The sequence below is a fragment of the Halobacillus sp. A1 genome (genome assembly GCF_024189295.1).
In the GTDB taxonomy this organism is placed as follows: Bacteria; Bacillota; Bacilli; order Bacillales; family Halobacillaceae; genus Halobacillus_A.
The window spans coordinates 58,470-80,399 of record NZ_JAIZEN010000008.1; the positions used below are offsets into that span (position 1 = coordinate 58,470).

General features: G+C 42.7%; 20 protein-coding genes. 4 read left to right on the forward strand and 16 right to left on the reverse strand.

Annotated elements, in window-relative coordinates:
• Positions 1 to 15 precede the first annotated feature (15 nt).
• The 4 genes from LF817_RS10445 to LF817_RS10460 form a co-directional block, all read right to left on the reverse strand.
• The gene (locus LF817_RS10445) at positions 16 to 546 is read right to left on the reverse strand and encodes a YceI family protein (protein ID WP_253935749.1); all 531 of its coding nucleotides are present in this window, start codon (positions 544 to 546) and stop codon (positions 16 to 18) included.
• 220 nt (positions 547 to 766) lie between these two features.
• Positions 767 to 1,180, reverse strand: a complete 414-nt coding sequence (locus LF817_RS10450; RefSeq protein ID WP_253935750.1) for an RDD family protein — start codon at positions 1,178 to 1,180, stop codon at positions 767 to 769.
• An 85-nt stretch (positions 1,181 to 1,265) separates the two neighbouring features.
• Entirely contained in the window at positions 1,266 to 1,847 is a 582-nt protein-coding gene (locus tag LF817_RS10455) for a CDP-alcohol phosphatidyltransferase family protein (RefSeq protein ID WP_253935751.1), read from the reverse strand.
• Positions 1,848 to 1,969: 122 nt separating this feature from the next.
• Positions 1,970 to 3,397 carry an alanine/glycine:cation symporter family protein gene (locus LF817_RS10460; protein WP_253935752.1) on the reverse strand — a complete coding sequence of 476 codons (1,428 nt, stop codon included), beginning with the start codon at positions 3,395 to 3,397 and terminating at the stop codon, positions 1,970 to 1,972.
• 142 nt (positions 3,398 to 3,539) lie between these two features.
• Here LF817_RS10460 and LF817_RS10465 point away from each other — a divergent pair, with 142 nt between their 5' ends.
• On the forward strand, positions 3,540 to 4,136 hold the full coding sequence (locus tag LF817_RS10465) for a flavin reductase family protein (protein ID WP_253935753.1): 597 nt from the start codon (positions 3,540 to 3,542) through the stop codon (positions 4,134 to 4,136).
• 540 nt (positions 4,137 to 4,676) lie between these two features.
• Here the strand turns inward: LF817_RS10465 and LF817_RS10470 are convergent.
• The 6 genes from LF817_RS10470 to LF817_RS10495 all read right to left on the reverse strand — a co-directional run bounded on the left by LF817_RS10470 (position 4,677) and on the right by LF817_RS10495 (position 12,451).
• The gene (locus LF817_RS10470) at positions 4,677 to 5,171 is read right to left on the reverse strand and encodes a PCYCGC domain-containing protein (RefSeq protein ID WP_253935754.1); all 495 of its coding nucleotides are present in this window, start codon (positions 5,169 to 5,171) and stop codon (positions 4,677 to 4,679) included.
• Positions 5,172 to 5,273: 102 nt separating this feature from the next.
• Positions 5,274 to 6,908, reverse strand: coding sequence for a thiamine pyrophosphate-binding protein (locus LF817_RS10475; RefSeq protein ID WP_253935755.1), 1,635 nt, complete (start codon positions 6,906 to 6,908; stop codon positions 5,274 to 5,276).
• Positions 6,909 to 6,937: 29 nt separating this feature from the next.
• Positions 6,938 to 9,730: a bifunctional diguanylate cyclase/phosphodiesterase gene (locus LF817_RS10480; protein WP_253935756.1), complete on the reverse strand. Its 2,793-nt coding sequence runs from the start codon at positions 9,728 to 9,730 to the stop codon at positions 6,938 to 6,940.
• Positions 9,731 to 9,879: 149 nt separating this feature from the next.
• Complete coding sequence (gene chrA / locus LF817_RS10485) at positions 9,880 to 11,061, reverse strand: chromate efflux transporter (RefSeq protein WP_253935757.1); 1,182 nt, start codon at positions 11,059 to 11,061, stop codon at positions 9,880 to 9,882.
• Positions 11,055 to 11,378, reverse strand: coding sequence for a PadR family transcriptional regulator (locus LF817_RS10490; protein WP_253935758.1), 324 nt, complete (start codon positions 11,376 to 11,378; stop codon positions 11,055 to 11,057). Before LF817_RS10490 ends, chrA begins: the two co-directional genes overlap by 7 nt.
• A gap of 110 nt (positions 11,379 to 11,488) precedes the next feature.
• Entirely contained in the window at positions 11,489 to 12,451 is a 963-nt protein-coding gene (locus LF817_RS10495) for an ABC transporter substrate-binding protein (RefSeq protein ID WP_253935759.1), read from the reverse strand.
• Between the two features lie 710 nt (positions 12,452 to 13,161).
• Here LF817_RS10495 and LF817_RS10500 point away from each other — a divergent pair.
• The 3 genes from LF817_RS10500 to LF817_RS10510 are packed head-to-tail and all read left to right on the forward strand — an operon-like array spanning position 13,162 to position 16,166.
• On the forward strand, positions 13,162 to 14,163 hold the full coding sequence (locus tag LF817_RS10500) for a FecCD family ABC transporter permease (protein WP_256558277.1): 1,002 nt from the start codon (positions 13,162 to 13,164) through the stop codon (positions 14,161 to 14,163).
• Positions 14,163 to 15,173, forward strand: coding sequence for a FecCD family ABC transporter permease (locus tag LF817_RS10505; protein WP_253935760.1), 1,011 nt, complete (start codon positions 14,163 to 14,165; stop codon positions 15,171 to 15,173). The genes LF817_RS10500 and LF817_RS10505 overlap by 1 nt, the downstream gene beginning before the upstream one ends.
• A gap of 12 nt (positions 15,174 to 15,185) precedes the next feature.
• On the forward strand, positions 15,186 to 16,166 hold the full coding sequence (locus tag LF817_RS10510; RefSeq protein ID WP_253935761.1) for an NAD(P)/FAD-dependent oxidoreductase: 981 nt from the start codon (positions 15,186 to 15,188) through the stop codon (positions 16,164 to 16,166).
• Positions 16,167 to 16,205: 39 nt separating this feature from the next.
• Here LF817_RS10510 and LF817_RS10515 read toward each other — a convergent pair whose 3' ends face one another.
• From LF817_RS10515 to LF817_RS10540, 6 genes are all read right to left on the reverse strand, one after another.
• Positions 16,206 to 16,652: a DUF4385 domain-containing protein gene (locus LF817_RS10515; RefSeq protein ID WP_253935762.1), complete on the reverse strand. Its 447-nt coding sequence runs from the start codon at positions 16,650 to 16,652 to the stop codon at positions 16,206 to 16,208.
• A 15-nt stretch (positions 16,653 to 16,667) separates the two neighbouring features.
• On the reverse strand, positions 16,668 to 17,612 hold the full coding sequence (gene glsA / locus LF817_RS10520; protein WP_253935763.1) for a glutaminase A: 945 nt from the start codon (positions 17,610 to 17,612) through the stop codon (positions 16,668 to 16,670).
• 139 nt (positions 17,613 to 17,751) lie between these two features.
• On the reverse strand, positions 17,752 to 18,777 hold the full coding sequence (locus LF817_RS10525; protein ID WP_253935764.1) for a cytochrome d ubiquinol oxidase subunit II: 1,026 nt from the start codon (positions 18,775 to 18,777) through the stop codon (positions 17,752 to 17,754).
• An 84-nt stretch (positions 18,778 to 18,861) separates the two neighbouring features.
• Complete coding sequence (locus tag LF817_RS10530) at positions 18,862 to 20,187, reverse strand: cytochrome ubiquinol oxidase subunit I (RefSeq protein ID WP_253935765.1); 1,326 nt, start codon at positions 20,185 to 20,187, stop codon at positions 18,862 to 18,864.
• Between the two features lie 110 nt (positions 20,188 to 20,297).
• Entirely contained in the window at positions 20,298 to 20,792 is a 495-nt protein-coding gene (locus tag LF817_RS10535; RefSeq protein WP_371925039.1) for a class I SAM-dependent methyltransferase, read from the reverse strand.
• 12 nt (positions 20,793 to 20,804) lie between these two features.
• Positions 20,805 to 21,062: a class I SAM-dependent methyltransferase gene (locus LF817_RS10540; protein WP_253935767.1), complete on the reverse strand. Its 258-nt coding sequence runs from the start codon at positions 21,060 to 21,062 to the stop codon at positions 20,805 to 20,807.
• Positions 21,063 to 21,930 lie beyond the last annotated feature (868 nt).

Consider the following 21,930-nt stretch of genomic DNA (forward strand, 5'->3'; position numbering starts at 1 on the left):
GCGATTTTAGCGTCATTATTCAGCTACGGTAAACTCGAAGTTACCTTCGAACTTCACGTCTTTCCCAAGAAGCATTCCGCCGGTTTCCAACGCTGCATTGTACGTCATACCGTAAGCTTCACGGTTCACTTTACCGGATACATCAAATCCTGCAACTGTACTGCCGTCCATCGGGCTCTTAGAAGTACCATTGTATTCAACAGTAAATGTTTCTTCTTTCGTGACATCTTTAATCGTAAAATCGCCTGTCACTTCATATTCTTCGTCAGAAAGTTTTTTAATCGACTTGCTTTCAAATACCATATTCGGGTACTTTTCTGCTTCGAAAAAATCTCCCGTACGCAGGTGGTTGTCACGATCCTCATTACCTGTATTGATAGAAGCGACTGGGATGGTCACTTTCACACTTGCAGATTCTACATTTGATAGATCTCCATTGAATTCTACGTCAAAATCCTCGAATTCCCCTTTAGCTTTGGAAACCATCATATGCTTAATTTGAAAATCAATAACACTGTGCACTTTGTCTAGAGTTAGAGTTGTCATTAATAATTCCTCCTGTAAATAAGTAATAAAATAAAAACCAGTTACTTTATGTAAGTAACTATACATTAAAATTATTTTGAAGTCAAGATAATTTCGTTTATCTTCTTTCGACCACAAAAAAATTAATATTCTTTACACTCTATAGTCTTCACATCATCAGGCACGTATTAAACTATGGAACTAAAAAAGACTTGAGCTCTTATAAGCTCAAGTCTTAACATCATGACAGTTCTCCAGGTTTTGCTTCTGTAACATATGTACCGGCAATAAAATCATGTATCGATCTGTGATCATCTCTTATTCCCACCATAAAAGCACTGACAAGCACACCGATACCCAGTGTCAAACCGTAAAGTATATTAGCCAGCAAAAACCTCATAAGCATAGTTCCAATACCTACATCCTGACCATCTACCTTAACGATCCGGATACCCATTAATTTCTTTCCAACGGTGTAGCCATACCATAATACTGGAAGAATCAGCATAACGAGATATTGAATGATGTTTGGGACAGGATGGTTGTCACCCCAGCCCAGCGTCAAATCAAATAGTATAAATAAAGGGAAAAAGATAATAAGGCCGTCCAGTACACTTGCGCCTAATCTTTTCCAAAAACCGACAGAACGTTCCATGATATTCCCCATTTCAAAATAATGTACCATCATTTTACTTTTATTAGCGTATCTTCTGCAATAAAAAATAATTCAACAGGCTTACCTACTTCAGGATTCTGCGGGCTTCCATAAAGCGCTGGGCACCTGTAAATAATTCTACAGCAAAAAAGAGAAGGGTAGACCAATACACTAAGCTTGGAAAAAGCAGCATAATACTGAACAGCACAAAACCTTCCGTACGTTCAGCTAGCCCGGCTTGATAATAGAATGATTTAACTCCTGACTTCTCCGATACCGAACCGACTACTAAAAAAATAGTCATTGAGATAACTATAGAAACACTCAGTAATAGCAGCGGCCACATCACTTCAGGATGTACGTAAGCAATTGCAATAATCATAGAGACTTCTACGATACGATCGAACGTAATGTCCATAACCGTTCCAAACGGCGAGGTTTTTGTATGGCGAGCCATCGTTCCGTCCACCGCATCAAGAAACCCTGATAACCATAAAAAAACTACTGCTAAAACGGGGAATCCCATGACATATAGAATGCTGGTTCCAAGACCGATAAATAAAGCAGTGATCGTTATTTGATCAGCCGTGAATCCCTTTTTTAACAGCCAATGAGCTGTATGGTTAATCGGGGGCTGCACAAATTTTCTGGCGTGTGTATCTAACATTTGTTCACCAACTTTGTCTAAGGTGTCATCCAATCAGAAGTATACCATGAAGAAAAGAGGAAATATAAAACCCCTGCTTATCTGGTAGGTATAAGCAGGAGTTCATTAAGAAAAGAATGAATTTAGCGAGCGGCACGACGCTTTTCGTCGTCATCCATTTCATCTTCAACAAAAAGCGTGACCGTTCTCTTTTTAGTTTTCTTCTTATACACGCGATTGACGTAATCGTCTGTCAGTGCTGCAATTTCCTTGTGCAGGAAGAGAAGAGGGATAATATTGGCCAGCAATACAAAAGCCAGGAGTAAATCAAGGAATTGCCAGACGAATTGTAACCCGCCTACAGCTCCGAAAAACACAGCTAATATATAGACGACCCTCATGAAACGGGCGGCTTTTAAATTGAATAGAAATTCAGCCTGTTTTTCTCCGTAAAATATTAATACACCAAGTGTCGTAATGACAAAGAAAATTAGGAAGACGGTAATAAATGCACCGCCCAAAATATCACCAAATTCCGTGGCGATTGCTACATTGATCATATTCGAAGCATCAGCCGTTCCGACTTCCGTCCAGGCTCCAGTTACGAGTACAACAAGACCAGACATAGAGCAAATGACAATCGTGTCTACAAATACGGAAAAGATTCCCCATAAGGCCTGGCGGGATGGGTGATCGGTCTTTGCAGCAGAGTGAGCGATAGGGGCTGTTCCCAGCCCGGCTTCGTTAGAATAAAGTCCTCGAGCGATCCCCCAGCGGAGTGCTTGAGCAATTCCAGCCCCTGCAAAACCTCCTGCGGCGGAAATAGGAGTGAAAGCATGAGTGAAAATCAGACCGAATACACTCGGGATTTGATCGATGTTGACGAAGATGATATACAGACACACACCTACATAAGTAAGTACCATAGCTGGAACCATTTTGTCCGTTACCTTACCAATTCGTTTAATTCCACCGAACACTACGACAGCAATCACTGCACACATGACCAGTCCAGTGATTTCAACGGGCCATCCGAAAGCTCCTTCCGTTTGTGTCGCTATTGAATTGGATTGGACCATCGTACTTGGAATCAATTCAATCATGAGGAAGAAAGCGAACGCGGAGGCAACCCACTTCCATCCCAGGGCTTTTCTTATGTAATATTGCGGCCCTCCGACCCATTCATTTTTTTCGTTTTTCTCACGATATTTCAAACCTAATGAGATTTCAGAGTATTTAGTAGCCATTCCGATAAGAGCAACCATCCACATCCAAAATAATGCACCAGGTCCTCCAAGGGAGATCGCTACAGGTACGCCGACTATGTTAGTAGCACCTGCGGTGGAAGCTAAAGCTGAAGTGAAAGCTTGAAAAGGGGTAATCGTACCGGTTTTTTCTGTCTTTTTGAAGATTTGACCTACGGTTTGGTGCAGCACATGCCCAAAAAAGCGAAATTGGAAAAATTTAATACGGATTGTTAGAAAAATACCTCCCAAAATCAAAATGATAGCAAGGGGATAAGTCCAAAGAAAATCAGATATGTCCGCTACTAATGTTTCGAATACATCCAAAGTATAATCACCTCTCCTTTATTTAATTATGCAGAATATTCCCTAATTTTCATAATTTAAACAAATTTGGAGGCGGCTCGTGTCTACGGAACTGGTTTTAGGGTATGATTTCACTATAGAGTTGAGCAGAAGGAGAGTTTCTATGATAATCGAAGAGGAATGGTTCAAGGATCATGATATGAGTAAATTGGTCAAAGGAGCTGTAGTGCCAAGGCCGGTTGCCTGGGTCTCTACAGTGAGTAGGGGTGGCATTCGAAATCTTGCCCCTTTCAGCTTTTTCACTGTCGCTTCTATGGATCCGATTACACTATGTTTTTCTATCGGCAGAGTGGAAAGAGAAAAAGATACACTCGTGAACATTCGTGATACCGGTGATTTTGTCATCAACATTGTCTCAGAATCGTTGGCTAACCAAATGCATATCAGCAGCAAATCCTACGGGCGGGAAGAAGACGAATTTTTTAAAGCAGGGACCAGGGGTGAAGAAAGTGTGAGAGTAACCGCTCCTCGAGCTGCTAACGCTCCCATAAGTTTTGAGTGTAAGTTGGATAAAATCATCGAAGTGGGTTCCAGTGACCTCATTTTAGGAAAAGTCGTTTGTTATCATATTAAAGATGACTTGCTCATTCCAGGGGACAAAGTCGACCCTTACAAACTGGCACCTGTGGGAAGAATGGCTGGAGATTACAGTTTTATTCGTGAATTTTATCGCCTGCCTAACAGTAACTTACCTAAATAACAGGTTTGAAACGGTTTCTGTTCTTAAGAATGGAGGTTGAAGGACCGGGAAATCACTCGCTTTCCATGGGCGTACTAAGATGCTAAAGAGTTGCAACAGGGTTTTGAGCTTTTTTTAGAAAAGGTTCAGTACCTGCTGCTCGGAACACTGTCTAGTCCTTCGGTTATTTTCTTCTAAACAGCCATTTTAACCATGCTAGAAAATTTGTCACATGAGAGTTTTATTCTTACATTTCTAATTCCGTCACTCAATATTATAGTTAGGTGGTTTTAGGAAGGGGCGAGACTCCTGTGGGAAGAGAGTGATTGGTGAGATCCCGGAAGGCGAAGCCTGAGGAAGCTCACTGCACTCCCACGGAAAGCGAGCCCCTTCCTGAAACCACCTTTTACTCAACACAATGACGGAACAGTGAAGTCGAATAGTAGAGTCTTCCTTATAACTGGAATATCATTCGATAACTCTTTTATAAAAAATCAGCTGCGTTTAACGTAAAAAAACCCACCAGTCTCGAGTTGAGACTGGTGGGTTGATTTCTTACCGTTATACTTCTGGAGTAGGTGTAGGGTCTGCATACCCTTTTTCATACTTCTCATCTATATCTTCACGAATGTCTTCCACAGATTTGCCGTCCTGGTGATCGACGATAGCTTGAGCTGCAATCTCTAAACAAACTCCGCATTTTGTTCCATGATCATCCCAGACAAGCGATCCATCCTCATGATTTTCAGAAATGAAGCAATCATAATTATCACGATGTCCGGCCGTTTCTCCACAGCCGCAATAGCATGGCATTTGTTCCAGTAAATCTTTGTTTTTAGAAACAGCAAAGTAAATGTCCTGGACTTCCTCGGGTTTTTCTTCTAAGAAAGCTGGCTGGACGTCTAGACTTGAGGTTTCTTCACGTATATCTCCATTTTCAGTAGTTTCATGGGTATGGCCATCATGATCATCTGCGGACTCATCCTTATCTTCGGCACATCCTGCCAAAAAGGTGGATAGTAACAAACTGACAACTATAAAAAGCTTTATTTTCAATAAGATCTTCCTCCTATTATATAAATCTCCTCTATAATAGTTGGAACGAGGAGAAAGTACAAGGTCGTTTGGACCTATGAAACGAGAAGCAAATTCATGTACTCATTTGCCAAAAGAAGATAAAAACTTCACCCGGTCCCCCATTGGCGGGACACGATCATCCACTAGTGCGATCTCCAATATGGCGGGTCCATTTTGATAGAGTAACTTTTCGATAGATTCCTGTTCCAAATCTTCCATCTTATCTACGCGGGTACTCGGGATTCCCATAGTAAGCGCTAAAGCAGAAATATCGACAGGCTCCTGTGCGAAGCGTTCGTGGGCTCTTTGATACTGGAGAGAGTGCCCATGATGCACCATTCCTAATCTAGCGTTGTTCATCACAACAAATAAGACGGGGATATTATACTCCTTGGCTGTGAGTAGTTCCATTCCATGCATGAAAAAGCATCCATCCCCGGTTATACTGACAGTCGGCCGGTCGGGGTCTGCTAGTTTGGCTCCGATTCCACTGCCAATTCCGCTCCCCATAGCTCCAAAATGAACATTGATATCAAAGCTGTCCGTTTCTAAAACGTTCATATGGTGGATGACATATGCCATGAATTCTCCTATATCAATTGTATAGCGTGTATCCACAGGCAGTAAATCCTGCAATCGCAGCAGCGCGTTCTTCGTACTGAACTCATCTGTTAAAGTCTCAAAATCCCTGCGGGCAAGGGGAGGGGGAATGCGCTCATACCCTAAAAGGTGAAGTTCTTCATTAATAGCTGAAAGGGCGATATCAATATCTCCGAGCACAGGCAGATCGACTGGATATTTTCTATTGAATACTTCTTGGTCAAAATCTATTTGGATCATCGTTTTATCTTTAGTGATATTTGGATTGTAATTGTTTGTGGCTGTTTCTCCCAGGCTGGAACCTGCAATGAGCACAGTATCGAAATCGCCTTGATTGATAAGGTCGGAAGCTTGTTCATGACCTGCAAAACCGAAGATCCCTTTTCGTAAAGGATGATCGTCAGGAATAAGTCCTTTTGCTTGAGGTGAGGTGACGATCGGCCAATTCAGTATTTCTGCTAATTCAATGAGCTGGGGCACTGCACTGCGAATGCCCTGGCCGGCAAAGATATAGCCTTTTCGACTGGAAGCTAATTGTTGGACAGCTTCTTCTATAGTTTTGTGATCAGGTAGAATCGGTGTTCTTTTCGGAAATGGAGGCAGGGGAACAGGCTCCATATTTTGCAGCTGCACGTCAATCGGCATAGCGATATGGACAGGGCCGGGGACTCCGGATAAAGCGATTTCTACAGCTTTATGGACTTCTTCAAGTAATTTATCGGCATTGTCTACTCGTTTACTATACTTTGTCACCGGTTCAAAGATCGGGTGGGCATCAAGCTCTTGAGAAGCGTTTAATCCCACAGTACTTACAGGTACAGATCCAGTTATAAAAAGGATCGGTAAATGTTCTCGCATCGCATTAGCTGCACCAGTCACCAGGTTTGTGCCACCAGGACCGCTGCTGCCGATACATACGGCTAGCTCTTTGGAATATTTGGCATAGGCTGCTGCCATATAAGAAGCTGCACCTTCATGTTTTGTCACGATCGGTGTAATTTCAGGGGTTTCATACAATTCATCAAAAAATGCGTTGACTGAACCAGCAGGAATCCCGAAAATATAAGAAACATCTCCACTCTTCAAGTAATCCACTACCGCTTTAGCTGATTTCATTACGGATCTCCTCGCTTTAAATTGGATAGTTATCGAATGTAAATCTGATGAATAACATCTTCGGCTTTTAAGGGGCGGCTAAAATAATAGCCTTGTATAAGGTAACACCCATGTTCCGTCAAATAATCGAGCTGTTCTTTCTTTTCAACACCTTCAGCTAGCACGTTGAGCTTTAGACTGTTCCCGAGTGTGATGATCGTGTTGGTTATTGCAGCGTTATTTGGATTATCAGGAAGTTCATCAATGAATGTTTTATCGATTTTTAACGTATCGACTGGGAAGTCTTTCAAATATCCTAAGGATGAATAGCCTGTTCCAAAATCATCGATGGATATTTTTACACCTAAGTCCTTGAGGTCGTGGATGATTCTTAAAGTCTTTTCTGTGTTGTGGATAATTAAGTTTTCGGTCAGCTCAAGCTCTAGACAAGGAGCTGGCAAGTCAGTTTCTTCCAGTATTGTTTTAACATTGGCCACTAAGTCTTCCTGGTTGAATTGTTGAGGTGACAAGTTCACGGAAACGGAAAGGTGATCTAGCCCTTGATTATGCCATTCTTTCCCTTGTTCACAAGCTTTCCTTAAAATCCATTCTCCCATGGGAATAATTAATCCTGTTTCCTCAGCCAGCGGGATGAAATCCTTTGGCTTCATTATTCCTTTCTGAGGTCGATGCCAGCGTAGGAGAGCTTCCACACCAAACATTTGACTTTTCGTAGCATCATACTTTGGTTGATAAACAACGGTCAGCTCATCATTTTGTAAAGCTTTGTACAAGTCATTTTCAAGCTCTACACTTCCCAAGCTACGGTCTTCTAGGTTAGGATCATACAGTTGGAATTGATTTCCTGATAGCTTCTTCGCCTTATACATGGCGACATCAGCATATTTGATCAGCTGTTCAGAGCTCGTTCCATTTTCGGGGAACATGCTGATTCCGATACTTGTTTTCACGGACACTTCTTGTCCATTGATGTGAAAAGGATCGGAGAAAACGCAAAGCACTTCACGAGCGTAGTCCTTCACCCCTGTTTTATTTTCCAAGTTAGGAACGAGAATGATAAACTCGTCTCCTCCTTGTCTGGACACCGTAGCTTCTTTAGGGAGACGGTGGATCAGCCGATCAGCTATTTTCTTTAATACACGATCTCCGAAGGTGTGGCCGAATGTATCGTTGATTTTTTTGAAGCGGTCTACGTCTAAAAATAGAACACCTAGTGATCTTCCGGACGATTCAGCGTAATTCAAAGCCTGATGGAGTCTGTCCTGGAATAATACACGGTTAGGCAGGTTCGTGACACTGTCATAGTAGGCATGATATTTAATTTTCTCTTCCATTTGCTTGCGACTCGTTATGTCTTTGAAAGTCACTACATACCCGACCGTTTCATTTTTTTCAATTTGAGGAGTGATGACAAATTCCACAGGGAAGCGGCTGCGATCTTTTTTAAAGAAATATTCCTCTGCTCTGTCTTGATCAACTTCCTTTTGAAGTTTGGGGGAGAACATACCAGTCTGCTCGTCTCTACATCCTTCCAAAATATTATGGCAAGGCTGGCCAATCAGCTCACTTTCTTCTTCGTATCCCAGAATTTTAGTTGCGGATGGGTTACAGAAAGTGATCTTGCCCGTCAAATCAAGGCCAAATATACCTTCTCCTGCGGAATTAAGAATCAGTTCCTTTTCTCTGCCGATCTGCTTCACTTCACTAATTACTTGCTGAAGTTCTCTATTCTTTTCTGTCAATTCCGATGTTCTTTCCGAAATGATCAGTTCTTGCTTCTCAATATATAAAAGGTAGGATAGGACGGGTGCGGTCGCATCTACAATGGATTCAGCCAATTGCATAGCGGATTTAGGATAAACGCGGCCTTTCTCTTTTAAATTCACGATGGCGATTGTGCCAAGAACACTGCCGGCAGCAATCATAGGGATCATGTACATTCCTTTGATACCGAATCTCCGGCAGGCTTCGTGATTGGGACGTGGGTCGTTCAGGGTGTCACCTATGAATATAGGTTTTTTATTTTGAAGAACTTCTTGAAAGACTAAATCCTTTTTGAAATCGACGGCAAGGTGGCGGTGAGTTCTTTTCCAAGCTTCTTCTGACCATTCACTATCCTTACTCAGGCTTGTAGGATTGATGTGACGATGGGCTACAGGATCCAGGAGGTGGGCTCCGATATTAGGGTTTTTAAGGACTTCGCCGAGATATTTAAAACTCTTATCCATGACTTCCTTAAGGGAAGAGCATAATGATAAATCCCGGGTCACGTTCAATAAAAGTTGTTTATCTGCGATAAGCGATTCTTTTTTAGTTAAGTCATTAGAGTTTCGCACAGCTACAGCAGCCATATTAACGTAAGCTTTAATAGACTCAATCTCGGAATCTGTCAGATTCATGGGAATGCCATAATCAAATAAGAATACAAGACCGAATAATTCCTCTTCGTAATCCATAGGAAGAACGAGTAGAGATTTGATTCCGAATCCTTTAACAGCTCGTGGATCCGGTCTGGAATCTTTTGATGTGTCCGGAATATAAATGGCTTGCTTCTTTTCTATTACTTCTTTTGCAAGATGGTCATGTGCTGTATCGACAACGTGCATATCTAATGTCATGCCATTGATAAGCTCAGGTTTACCGACAAATCCACGGTATGTGCCATCTTCTTGAGGCAGGTATATGCCGACTGAATCACAGCGGACGATTTCTTCCGATATGGCTGTGACTACATGCTCCAAAACTTCTCTTAATTCTAAGTTCGTATTGATTAATTTTGTGATTTGAGCGAGCCGGGAGTATCTCGTCTGTTCATTGGACATATTTATCCCTCCATAACCATAATGCTTGAAAAATAACGAACCCCTTTCACTATTTAAGTGAAGTATGTATTTATTGTATCGGCAAGAATAAACAAAATGTGAGTATAGAAAGAATTCATTTGTTCTTCTATACTCACAATCTATTACAATTATATCAAATTAACGACAAACCCTGCACTTATTCCTAATAATACTACAGCCCAGGCAGGAACTTTAAAAAAGTGAAGACTGACAAACAAAACAGCTGCCAGCGCAAAATCAGAATTTGATGTGATGGCACTTGTGAAAACCGGATCATAAAAAGCAGCAAGAAGAATTCCCACGACACTTGCATTCACACCCATGAGTAAACCTTGGAATTTGGCACGCTTTCTCAGTTCATTCAAGAAAGGCAGGGCAGCAATCAAAAATAAAAATGATGGAAGAAAGATAGCAATCGTTGCTACAACAGCTCCTGATATTCCTTCGATCATTGTTCCTAAATAACTTGCGAACGTGAACAAGGGTCCTGGTACAGCTTGAGCCATGCCATACCCCGCCAGGAAATCTCCTGAATTGATCCATCCAGTAGGCACTACTTCGCGTTCAATCATCGGCAGAACTACGTGTCCTCCGCCAAATACAAGTGATCCAACCCGAAAGAACGTATCAAAAAGTTGGAGCAGCATATTGTCGGTAGCGCGCGACAAGATAGGCAGGATAGCTAAAAGTCCTGCAAGAACAGTAAGCGAAATCGCTCCAGCTTTTTTGGAAAACGTGACAGGAAAAGGTTCTGCTTTCGTGTTCGCTATTTGGGAAAACAATTTCAAGCCTATTAATCCTGCCACTAATATAATAGCGATTTGCATCCAGGCCGAAGGGAAAAGCAGCATGATAGAGGCAGCAGCAATAGCCATAGCTATTCTGCTCGTATCAGGAGTTAATTTTTTACCTAAACCGATTAATGCATGCAGTACTACAGCTGCCGCAACGACTTTAAGGCTCTGAATGAAGCCCGCATCGCCAAGGTCGTAGGACTGGTACAGAAGTGCAAAGAAAATCAGTACAAGAATGGAGGGGACCGTAAATCCAAGAAAAGAAACGATCCCGCCTAAAAGTCCTCCCCGCAGCATGCCGATGGCGATGCCCACCTGACTGCTGGCAGGGCCAGGCAGGAACTGGCATAAAGCTATGATGTCAGCGTAGGTCTTATCATCCAGCCATTTTTTACGATCGACATATTCGTCCTTAAAGTACGCAAGGTGAGCGACAGGCCCGCCAAACGAAGTGAGTCCCAGTTTAGTAGATGCAAATAAGATCTCTTTTAATGATCCTTTATGTTTCTTCAACATTCATTCCTCCTCTTCCAGTCGTCATCTAATACTTCTTCAGCAAGCTCGCGAACTTGTTGTTTTCCTTCTTCAAGTACACGTCTGCCTTTCTCTGTAATGGTGTAATACTTGCGAATCTTACCGTTGACATTTTGTTCATACTTATCAAGCAGTTTGTTATCGTGAAGTGACTTTAAGGCAGGGTATAGTGTACCCGGACTGATATCATACCCGTGGGAAGCCAGTTCTTCTATAAGAAAAGCTCCGTAAATAGGTTCCTCGTCTGCATGATATAAGATATGGATTTTAATCGAACCGAGAAAAAAGTCCCTGAGCATCATACCTGCCTCCTTATTTCGAAATTCGATATCATGATACGATAATGAATAGTAAAGTACAATAAAAAATACGTAAACTAATAAAAAGTTTACGCATTCTTAACATTTCTTTATTCAGTTAAAGCTTCATTTACTGCATCTAATGTCATTTCATGGGCGATAGCGCCATCGATTGTCCAGTGGCTGGGCTGATTCATTTCATATACTTGATCTTTTTCAACGGCAGGAATACTCTGCCAGACCGAACTGTCATCAAGGATTTCAAAACCAGCTTCTGTTTCTTCCCCTATGAGAAAGACGTGGTCTGCATCAAGCTCGCCGAGTTTCTCTAGAGAGATAGGGTTCCATTGTTCTTCCTGTTCCAACCCTTCGACGAGTTCAGGCTGAGTCAACCCTACTTCATCATACAGAACTTCTGCTCCATAGCGAGTTGATTCAAATAAATAGAATTCTTCTCCGAGTGTCCATACAAAAGCAACGGACTCATCACCGACCGCTTCCTCCGTATTCGCTTTTACTTCTTCCACTTTCTCATCAAAGCTTGATAGAACTTCTTCAGCTTCGTCCTGCTTATTTAAGATTTCACCCATTTGAGTGAGCTGATCACGCCAGTTAGAGTTGACTTCGTCTTCATATACATAGGTCGGTGCAATCTGTTCATATTCTTCATACGTCCCGTTTTGCAAAGAAGAAGGGGAGTTGAAGATGATGAGGTCAGGTTCCTGGTTCAAAGTTTCTTCTAAAGGCAAGTCCCATTCAATGGCAGGGACGCCTTCTAAATCGTCCTGCAGATAGTCGAGTGTATCTTCACCGATAGACCATTGAGCCACAGGTTCTTCCCCTAGAGCTACTAAAGAATCTTCTAAGTATGGGGCAAGGATGCGTTCAGGATTCGCTGGAATTGTTACTTCTCCAGATGCATGTTCCAGGGTACGTTCTTCTTCCGTGTTTTCTTCCGAAGCGTTGGTATCCTCTGATTCATTGGATTCCTCTGCATCTTCCTCGTTACTGCTGCAAGCGAACAGTGCAAGGATAAACAAAACACTGATTATGGATAATATACTTTTTTTCATCGTGACGTTCCTCCTGTTTAATTCGTAGTAGGACCTTCTGACGATAATGATAATCATTTTCACTGAAAGAGTCAAGATTTACTTATAAATTACACTGTTAAATTTCTTTGTTGATATTCATATAAGCTTCCTATTGTTGAAGACTAAGTTTTGAGACTTTTGTATGAGGAGATGGTGGCTTTAGAAAACGGATCGCTTTCCGTGGGCATGTGGTGAGCTTCCTCAGGCTTCGCCTTCCGGGATCTCACCTCTCATGTACATCCCACAGGAGTCTCACCGTTTTCTAAAGCCACCATACAATTGAAAGGTGCTCGAAACTCGTGAAAATACAGGGAGTTTTATAACTGAAAATGCTATAACCAGGGCACTGGAGTTTAAGCTCACACGATTATTAAGATGATTCTATTAAGCTATTTCGAGAAGCACATCTATAGTGAGGGGCGGCAGGCAATGGGGAGGCTCACTGCGCTCCCACGGAAAGCGAGCCATTCCCCGCCGCCCTGATCCACTTACCAAATATCTCGAAATCAAAAATCAGCGTTTACGATATATAATAATATATCTATCCCGTTTGCTTGAACAATTTAATCATCTGCCATATACTTGATTAATGATAATGATTCTCAATATATAATGTATATAATGGTTTATAAGCTTTCAGAGAGGGTTGAATAAAAGTGGCTCAGTCAGATGAACTAAAAACAGAACAGCTGCCTAAGCGAATAGGGAGAGCTGCTTTTATATTTATTTTTTCTTGTATAGGACTAGTTTTCTCGCTGGGAGCGTCAGTGGCTTTCGGTGTTTCAGATATTGAATTGTCTACAGTGTGGCAGGCGGTTGTTGCCTTCGATCCAGCACAAACAAATCATCAAGTGATTCAGGAATTACGTCTGCCCCGAGCGGTAGGGGCTGCTTTAGTAGGAAGCTTTCTTGCTGTTTCCGGGGCAGTCATGCAAGGGTTAACGAGAAATCCTTTAGCTTCACCTTCAGTCATGGGGGTCACCCACGGGGCGGCTTTTGCTTTGATTGTGGCGCTGGTGTTTTTTCCGTCTTTATCAAATATAGGGATGACGTTTGCCTCATTTATAGGAGCTGGGCTGGCCGTTCTACTGGTTTTTACGGTCGGTTCTTTTTCAAGTGGAGGACTCACGCCTGTCAAACTTGCTTTAGCGGGGGTGGCTATTGGCGGAATGCTCAGTTCTTTGTCGACGGCAATCTCTTTGCATTTCCAAGTGGCTAAGCAGATGAGCTTCTGGTATGCTGGCGGATTAGCAAATACAGACTGGACTTCGGTCCAGATTCTTCTCGTTGCCGGGGGAATTGGATTGGTGATCGCCATCGCTATTTCCAAGGCGATGACTGTACTTAGTCTCGGAGAAGATGTTTCCAAGGGGTTAGGACAGAATACGATTCTCGTTAAATCTCTTGGTGTCGTTGTTGTCTTTTTGTTATCTGGAGCCGCAGTGTCGGTTGCGGGAACTGTAGGGTTTATCGGGCTCGTCATTCCTCATATTTCACGTTTTTTGGTAGGGGCGGATTATCGCCTGATTATCCCGGTCTCTGCCGTTCTGGGAGGGTGGCTCCTGGTAGCGGCTGATACTGGTGCTCGTCTAGTTAACGCTCCGTACGAAACACCGGTGGGTGCGATTACAGCATTTATTGGAGTGCCTTTCTTCCTTTATTTAGCGCGTGGGAATAGGGGGAATATGTGATGGGGCAAGCTCGTTATCGTTTTACAGCCTGGATGACAGGTTTGCTGTTCCTTATTATAGGGATTTTATTGATTAGCTTGAATATGGGCCCTGTCCAAATCAGCCCAGGTGACGTTTTTCAAACATTTATTGGTGAAGGCAGTGCTAGAGAAGAACTGGTTTTGTTCAATTTTAGACTGCCTGGGATTGTAATTGCCATATTCGTTGGGATGGCGCTCAGTCTTTCGGGAGCTATTTTACAAGGGGTCACGAAAAATGGTTTGGCTGACCCCGGTATTCTAGGTATAAATTCGGGAGCAGGACTGGTCGTCGTGCTGTATATTTTCCTTTTTCAATCCTCGATGAGTTCCTTGAGCGGATGGGGGATTTATCTCCTGCCAGTATCTGCGTTATTAGGGGCATTTATAGCGGCCGCTATCATTTATGCGCTGGCATGGAAGAAAGGTGTGGAGCCGATACGGCTTATTTTGGTTGGTATTGGCGTAAATGCAGGGTTTGGAGCCGGGTTGATTTTATTCCAAGTACAAATGAATCCTCAAGATTTCATGCAGGCTATGGTGTGGCTTTCTGGAGATATATGGAGCGCCAACTGGCATTTCGTTTCTGCTGTAGTACCGGGCATCATTTTATTGATCATTTACGCTTTATTTAAATCCTCGGCTCTTAATGTTTTGAATTTGGGTGATGACTTAGCCATGGGGCTTGGAGCTCCTGTAGAAAAAGAAAGGTTAATCCTGCTTGTGATCGCCGTCGGCCTTGCCGGCTTGTCAGTTGCAGCAGCAGGAGGGATCGCATTTCTCGGGCTGGTCGCTCCTCATATTGCGCGCCGTGTTGTCGGACCTAAACATCAGGTGATGCTGCCTGTATCCACATTGCTAGGAGCTGCTATTTTACTGGCAGCAGATACTATTGGAAGTAATATCATTGCACCAGCAGAGATTCCGGTCGGGATTGTCGTAACCATAGTTAGTACACCTTATTTCGTCTATTTATTAATGAAAACAGCGTAAGGAGAGAATTGTATGAATGAAACATTCGATGTAACAGTCATTGGCGGAGGAACGACAGGGCTTTATACCGCATTTTATTGCGGGATGCGTGATATGAAAACAAAAGTGATTGAGTACCAGCCGCACCTGGGCGGTAAAGTTTCTTTCTTTTATCCAGAAAAAAAACTTTATGACGTAGGTGGTTTTCCTGGTGTGACAGGTGAAGACTTGGTAGCGAATGTAGAGGAACAAGCGCTGAGTATTCAACCTGCTATTGTAACAGGGGAGAAGATTGAATCGATTGAGAAGCTCCAGAACGATACTTTTGCTCTAACCTCCACGAACGGTGAGAAGCATTTTTCGAAAACTATTATTGTGGCTTCAGGTTTAGGTTCTTTTGATATGCAGCCTTTGCAAGTGAAAGGCAGTGATGCTTATGAGGGCAAACACATTCATTATACGATTCAGCAATTGAATCAGTACGCTGGGAAAAAAACAGCCGTCGTATCCGACAGCAGGGTAGGAATTGATTGGGCGTTAGCTCTAGAGAAAGTGGCTTCAGAAGTCCATATCATCAATCATGGCAGTGATTTCAAATCAGTTTATGAACAGGATGTTGAAAAGCTGGAACAATCCTCGGTATATATCCACAGAAACTCGAAAGTAACAGAACTCACAGGATCATCAACGGAATTAAAGGGCATGACTTTGAACGATGGTCAAGAAATTGCAGTGGATGATATTCTCGTATATGAAGGGTTGAAAATTGATAAGAGTTTATATGATCAATGGGGGCTTTCTACAGATAAAGGACGTATCCCTGTAGAGAGTGACATGAGTACAAATATTAAGGGGATATATGCCGCTGGTGACGCTGTCGTTTATCCTCACAAAACGATGCTGATCGGCTCGGGGTTTTCTGAAGCTATGACGGCAGTCAATGGGGCAAAAAAACATATTGATCCTAAGGCTAAATCACAAGTTTATAGTACAGTGATCTATAAACACTCGTAAAATGAAACTAAAAACCGCCCGGGCAGGCGGTTTTTTAAATTATCCATATTTCTTTTGATGTTGCTTTTTTCTTTTGAGGTACTCTTCATCTTCCCGAGCTTTTATCCATTTCTCTTCGAAAATTTCAGCGGATTCCGCTTTTTCTTCATCGATGTCCCTTTCGTTAACCTCGCCGTGCTTATCATATTTTTTTCCGCCTTTATAATTGGCATATCGGCGAGAGCGGGTGTACCCCATCTGAAGAAATTTTCTGGCCATATCCATCCCGACAAAATCTTCCTCTTTTTTATAATCAAGAAACATCTCATAAATTTTTTGTGAAGATTGTTCAGCGATCTTGGGGGTTTTGAATCTCCAATGTTCCAGGATTTCACTTTTATACGGCTCCACCATAAGCACCCCTTGTTCGCCGCGGCCGACACGGTATTTCTCAGGGTTTTTTCTGAAGTCAATGTTTTTAAAGTCCATCGAGTAATCAAAAGCCATTCATCTGCCCTCCTTTTACTTCGTGTTTTCTATTCCGAACATATTTAAGTTCAAGTCCTTCGAAAGCTTCTTGATTAATGCTCCGCCAGCCGTACTATTTCCTTTATCATCAATTGCTGGAGCTACGACGCCTATGCCCATCACACCAGGGACAGAGCCTATGATTGTGCCGGACACTCCACTTTTACATGGAAAGCCAACTTCAACAGCGTAATGTCCTGAAGCATTATACATTCCGGACGTCAGCATGATCGCTTTTACTGTGCGAAGGTGATGTGCTGGAATAAGGGTATTGCCATCAGGGTCAATCCCGCCTCGCGCTAAAAACAAACCGACTCTCGCTAGATCTTCAGCGCACATCATGACGGAGTTCATGCGGAAATAAAGGTCGAGAGCTTCTTCCACATCGGTGACGATGGTGCCAGTGCTTTGCATAAAGTAAGCTAATGACCGGTTTCTCGCACCATTAGCGATTTCCGACTTGTACACCGTTTCATCCATTTGAAGGTCGTCATTTTCTGTGATATCTCTTAAAAACGTTAAATATCGCTCAAATCGATTTTTAACGCTTTGGCCTTTTATGAGCGAAGCAATGGAAATGGCACCTGCATTGATCATCGGATTGAACGGCTTATCGGAACCTGGAGCTTCCAAAGTAGAAATTGAGTTGAAAAAATCTCCCATAGGTTCCATCCCGACCGTTTGAAACACTCGTTCTTTTCCAAAGTCCTCAAGAGCCAGCATGAGCCCGATGATTTTCGACGTGCTTTGCATAGGTACATATTGATTGTAATCACCCGCGCGGTATATTTTGAAATCAGGGGTTATAATCGTGACCCCGAGCAATTCTTTCATCGTATCATCAAATGTGGGCAGGGTTGTGTTGACTGATCCGTTTGCAGCAAATGGTCTGCTGTCCTCTATAGCTTCTTCAAGATATTGTGTGCTTAGCTTAGTCATAAAAGTTCCCCTTCGAAATGTAGTAGTTTTATGTACCCTGAATCTGGAGACACGTAAACTTGCTGATGTCCAGTTGGAGACAGAACAAGCTTAAAGTAGGTAGTAAAAAAAGGATAAGGCTTTTTCGCCTCATCCTTTCCTATTGTTGTTTTAAGTACCTTTGGTCTTTTAAGAATAACCTCCAGAACAAAATGAAGGCAGGCACCAGGATTGCAAAACCAGCCGCATATACGACCAACAATTTATAAAAAATCGATGGGTCTGTAAAACTGTCTGCTATTGTTAAATCAGGATAAATCAAATAAGGGAGATGAGCCAACCCATAAGCATATATGGCGATTCCATATTGAATAATGATGAAAGTCATGGCAAGACGGGCAAGTCCCTTACGTCCATGCTTTGATTTAATATACAGGGAAGCGTATCCCAGAATGAAGAATCCAACCGACAAACCGAACCAGACAGGATTGGCTTCTATATTGTCTACGAGCCAGGAAGCTTCTTCAGGCATTGTTCCAATTGTCAGCATCGCAATAGCTATTGAAATGGGACCCAGCCATAAAGCATGCTTGCGGTACGTATGATAAGCAGACCAATCCTCTGCTTCCTTAGAATAGTCCATAAGAAAGACAGCCGAGATGAACAGTTCTGTAGTCAATCCGAACGCGATGTGCATGTACAAGGTAGGGTGCGCCAGCAATTTTCCGTAAAGCAGCTGAGGGTAATCATCAACGAATTCGACAAACCCTCCGAGCGTAATGGGAAGCATACTGACTAAAAGAGCGGGAATGATCAGGCCTGTGATACCTGAAGTTATTCTTAAGATATTTTGATATCTGTTGGCGTGATTGGCGAAGACCATAAACGTTGTACGAATGGTTAATAACAGCAGACCCAACCCTACAGGAACGAGCAGCAAACTGCTTAGCATCGTCGTAGCGAACGGGAAAAAACTGACAAGTGCTACGACGAAAATAACAAAAAATACGTTTGTCACTTCCCAAGTAGGTGATAGGAAACGGTTCGCGATCTGTCCTGCGTTGGTACGGTCATCTTTTCCGTAAATCATCCCCCAGAACCCTGCGCCGAAATCTAAAGAGCCAAGCATGGCATAGATGAATAAAAGGCTCCATAAAATTGTAATAGCGAGCGTAGATGCTTCCAAATTAGCTTCCTCCTTTCTGATAAGGTTGTTATCCCTGAAACTGCACCTTACTTATAAGTGAGACTGATAAGTATTGGGCGGATGTCATTGTGCAGCCAGGTCCTTCTCGACAGGGTTTCTTTTGAAGTAGTACCTCATCACAAACCCGGTGACGAATAATAAAACGACATATAAAGTCAAAAAAGTGAAAAGCAATATGCTGACGCTGCTTGATTTAGTAGCAGCATCGGCTGTAGGAAGGACGTCCGTAATCGTCCAAGGCTGACGCCCAATGCAGCTGAAGCACCAGCCAGCTTCTATGGCAATGACGGATAACGGCCCGCCCACAACGAGCAGGCCAAGCATCCAGCCGGGAAAATCTTTTTTTAATACAACCTTCCAAAAAAGAGCTAGAAAAGATAGGGCGATTAATAATGTACCTATGCCGACCATCACATTGAACAAAATGTGGACATAGAGCGGCGGCCATAGTTCTTCAGGGAATTCATTCAAACCGATTACTTCCGTATCGAATCGGTCTCCTGCAAGAAAACTTAGAGCGTACGGTATTTCAATGGCATATTTCACTCTTCCATCTTCTAAAGAGGTGTAACCTCCGACAGATAGGGGTGCGTATGTCGTCGTTTCAAACAATCCTTCCGCGGCTGCTAACTTTCTAGGGTTTTGTTCGTGCAGCATTTGTGCGGTTTCGTGTCCGTTGATCGCTGTGCCTAATGACATGGCGGCTCCGAAATATAAGGAAATCATAAGAGCTTTCTTATGGTAAGCCCTTTCTTCATTTGATATATGACGTTTCATTAATCGTATGGCTGCAATAGAGGCCACAAGAAACGCGACGGTCATGTAAGCTGACAGTGTGACGTGTATAGCTGTCACGACGAAGCTTGGGTTGAAAAATGCTTCCATTACATTCACATTTATAATGGCTCCCGATTCAGTCATTTCAAAGCCAGCCGGGGTGTTCATCCAGGCATGGACATCGGTAATTAGGATTGCAGAGGCGGTGGCCCCCATCGCTACAAAGAAAATACTGAGTACGCGAAGCCCTTGAGGCAAGCGATCTGCAGCATACAAATAAATCGACATAAAAACGGCTTCAATCAAGAAAGCGAATATTTCTAACTGAAAGGGAAGGGATATGACCTGCCCGACAATTTCCATGAAATTCGGAAAAAGCAAGGATAGCAGCACGGCTACAATGGTACCTGACGCAATCGACACAGCTAACAGTATGGCAAAACCTTTCGTCCATCGTCTGGCCATTAAAGCATAATCTTTATCCTTCTTGATCCAATACATGATCTCAGCGAGTATGATCATAATGGGGAGGCCGACACCAATTGTTGCATAAATGATGTGAAAACCCATTGATGAACCGAACAAGACTCGAGACATGACTACAATATCCATTACGTCACCTCATAGTTTGTGTTTCACAAATATATCTAGAATCATCCTGTCCTAAATGAAATGAAAATAAACATGAAAAAACCCGCAGTCTACGAAGCTGCAGGTGATGATCATTTTTGGCATAGAACCATCCATTCATCAATGGTGAATTCAGTAATCTGGTCTCCATCTCTTTGTATATTAAAATGTTTTTTATTGGATTCAGAGGCTTTCAGAAAATAGTCTTGTACAGCCCGTACGCCTTTCTCGTCCGTGGTGCGGCGGGCCCACTCAGGAAAAGGCAGCTTTTTCTTCCTTGAAAGGTCATTGATTAAGGAAAGTTTATGTTTGTTCAATAACCTCTTCCATTCAGAGATCTGTAAAGCTCGACAGTGACTGGGGTCACGCATTTTTTCAAAAGTATTGTAAAAGCGGTCAAGTTCTCTATCTTCCGCAGCTACATTATCAATCATTAAAAACAGGCCGCCCGTTTTTAGAACTCTTTCAACTTCCTTAATAAACAGAGCAGGTTCAGGGAAGTGGTGAGGGGCGATACGACATGTTACGGCATCGAAGGTTTCTTCAATAAAAGGCAATTCTTCTGCGTCCGCAGCAACATAATGAATATTTGGAAAGCTCTATAAGTGACTGGCTGTGTTTGCGAGCATTTCTTTTGTAAGATCTGTAGCGAAGACGGTGTGCACATCAGGACTGAGCTGTCTGGCTACATGTCCGCCCCCGGTAGCGATATCAAGGACATTCCATTCGGATTTCGGTTTCAGCCACTCAGTAATCAAATCCAGATCCGATTGGTTGTTGTGTGTAGCGCTCGTGAAATATGATTCTTTACTTTTGGAAAACGTTTCCTGAACCTTACGTTTAATAGAGTCAGACATTATACGCACCTGCTTTCATTTTGATGAGGTACTTTCATTATACGTGAGGTGGTGTGATAAGAAGAATACCGAATAATGATCACAAATGATAAGTTGAATTTATATCAATGGTTATGTTAAAGGGGGGTGTTGAATTGATAAGTGAGTTATCCAACAATTTGGCAGGATACTTGAAGACTTGATTTCGAGATATTTGATGAGAGGATCAGGGCGGCGGGGAATGGCTCGCTTTCCGTGGGAGCGCGGTGAGCTTCCTCGGACGTCCCGTCCTGCGGGATCTCACCAAGCACTCTCTTCCCACAGGAGTCTCCCCATTCCCCGCCGCCCCTTACTATAGATGTGCTTCTCGAAATCCAATTAATAAGAAAATTTTTAATTAAAGAGGGAGAATAACACCCCAGTTCAACGGTTGAATTGTTCTATTGTAAAACTCCACAATTTTAATTTAGTATACTTGCCTTCCTGTGCAAGGTTGATAAGAAAATTCAGACATTCCAATCCTTTCTCAATTCAACACATAGCGGTAAGGAATCATCGAATCCCTCCGTTCTTCTTGTTTCTTTATCTCCGGCATCTCATTCCAGTTACGAAGTAAGCGAAAAAAGTACCGCTTTCACTAAGAAGAAGCAGTTTTCAATCCTCTGTTCTTTCGGATTAAGAGCTTTATAGAAAAGTTTTGCAACCTGAGATACTTGGACAGAGAATCTGCGTACTAACAGAAATGTTTGCTTTTTCTTGAAGCGGTTTCGAGATGCTTATTAGGCAGAGGGGTGGAGGGAAACGGTGAGACTCCTGGGGGAGGGGCGGGACAGGTGATACCCCGGAGAGCAAAGCTCGAGGAGGCTCAGCGCCCGCCCCCGGAAAGCGA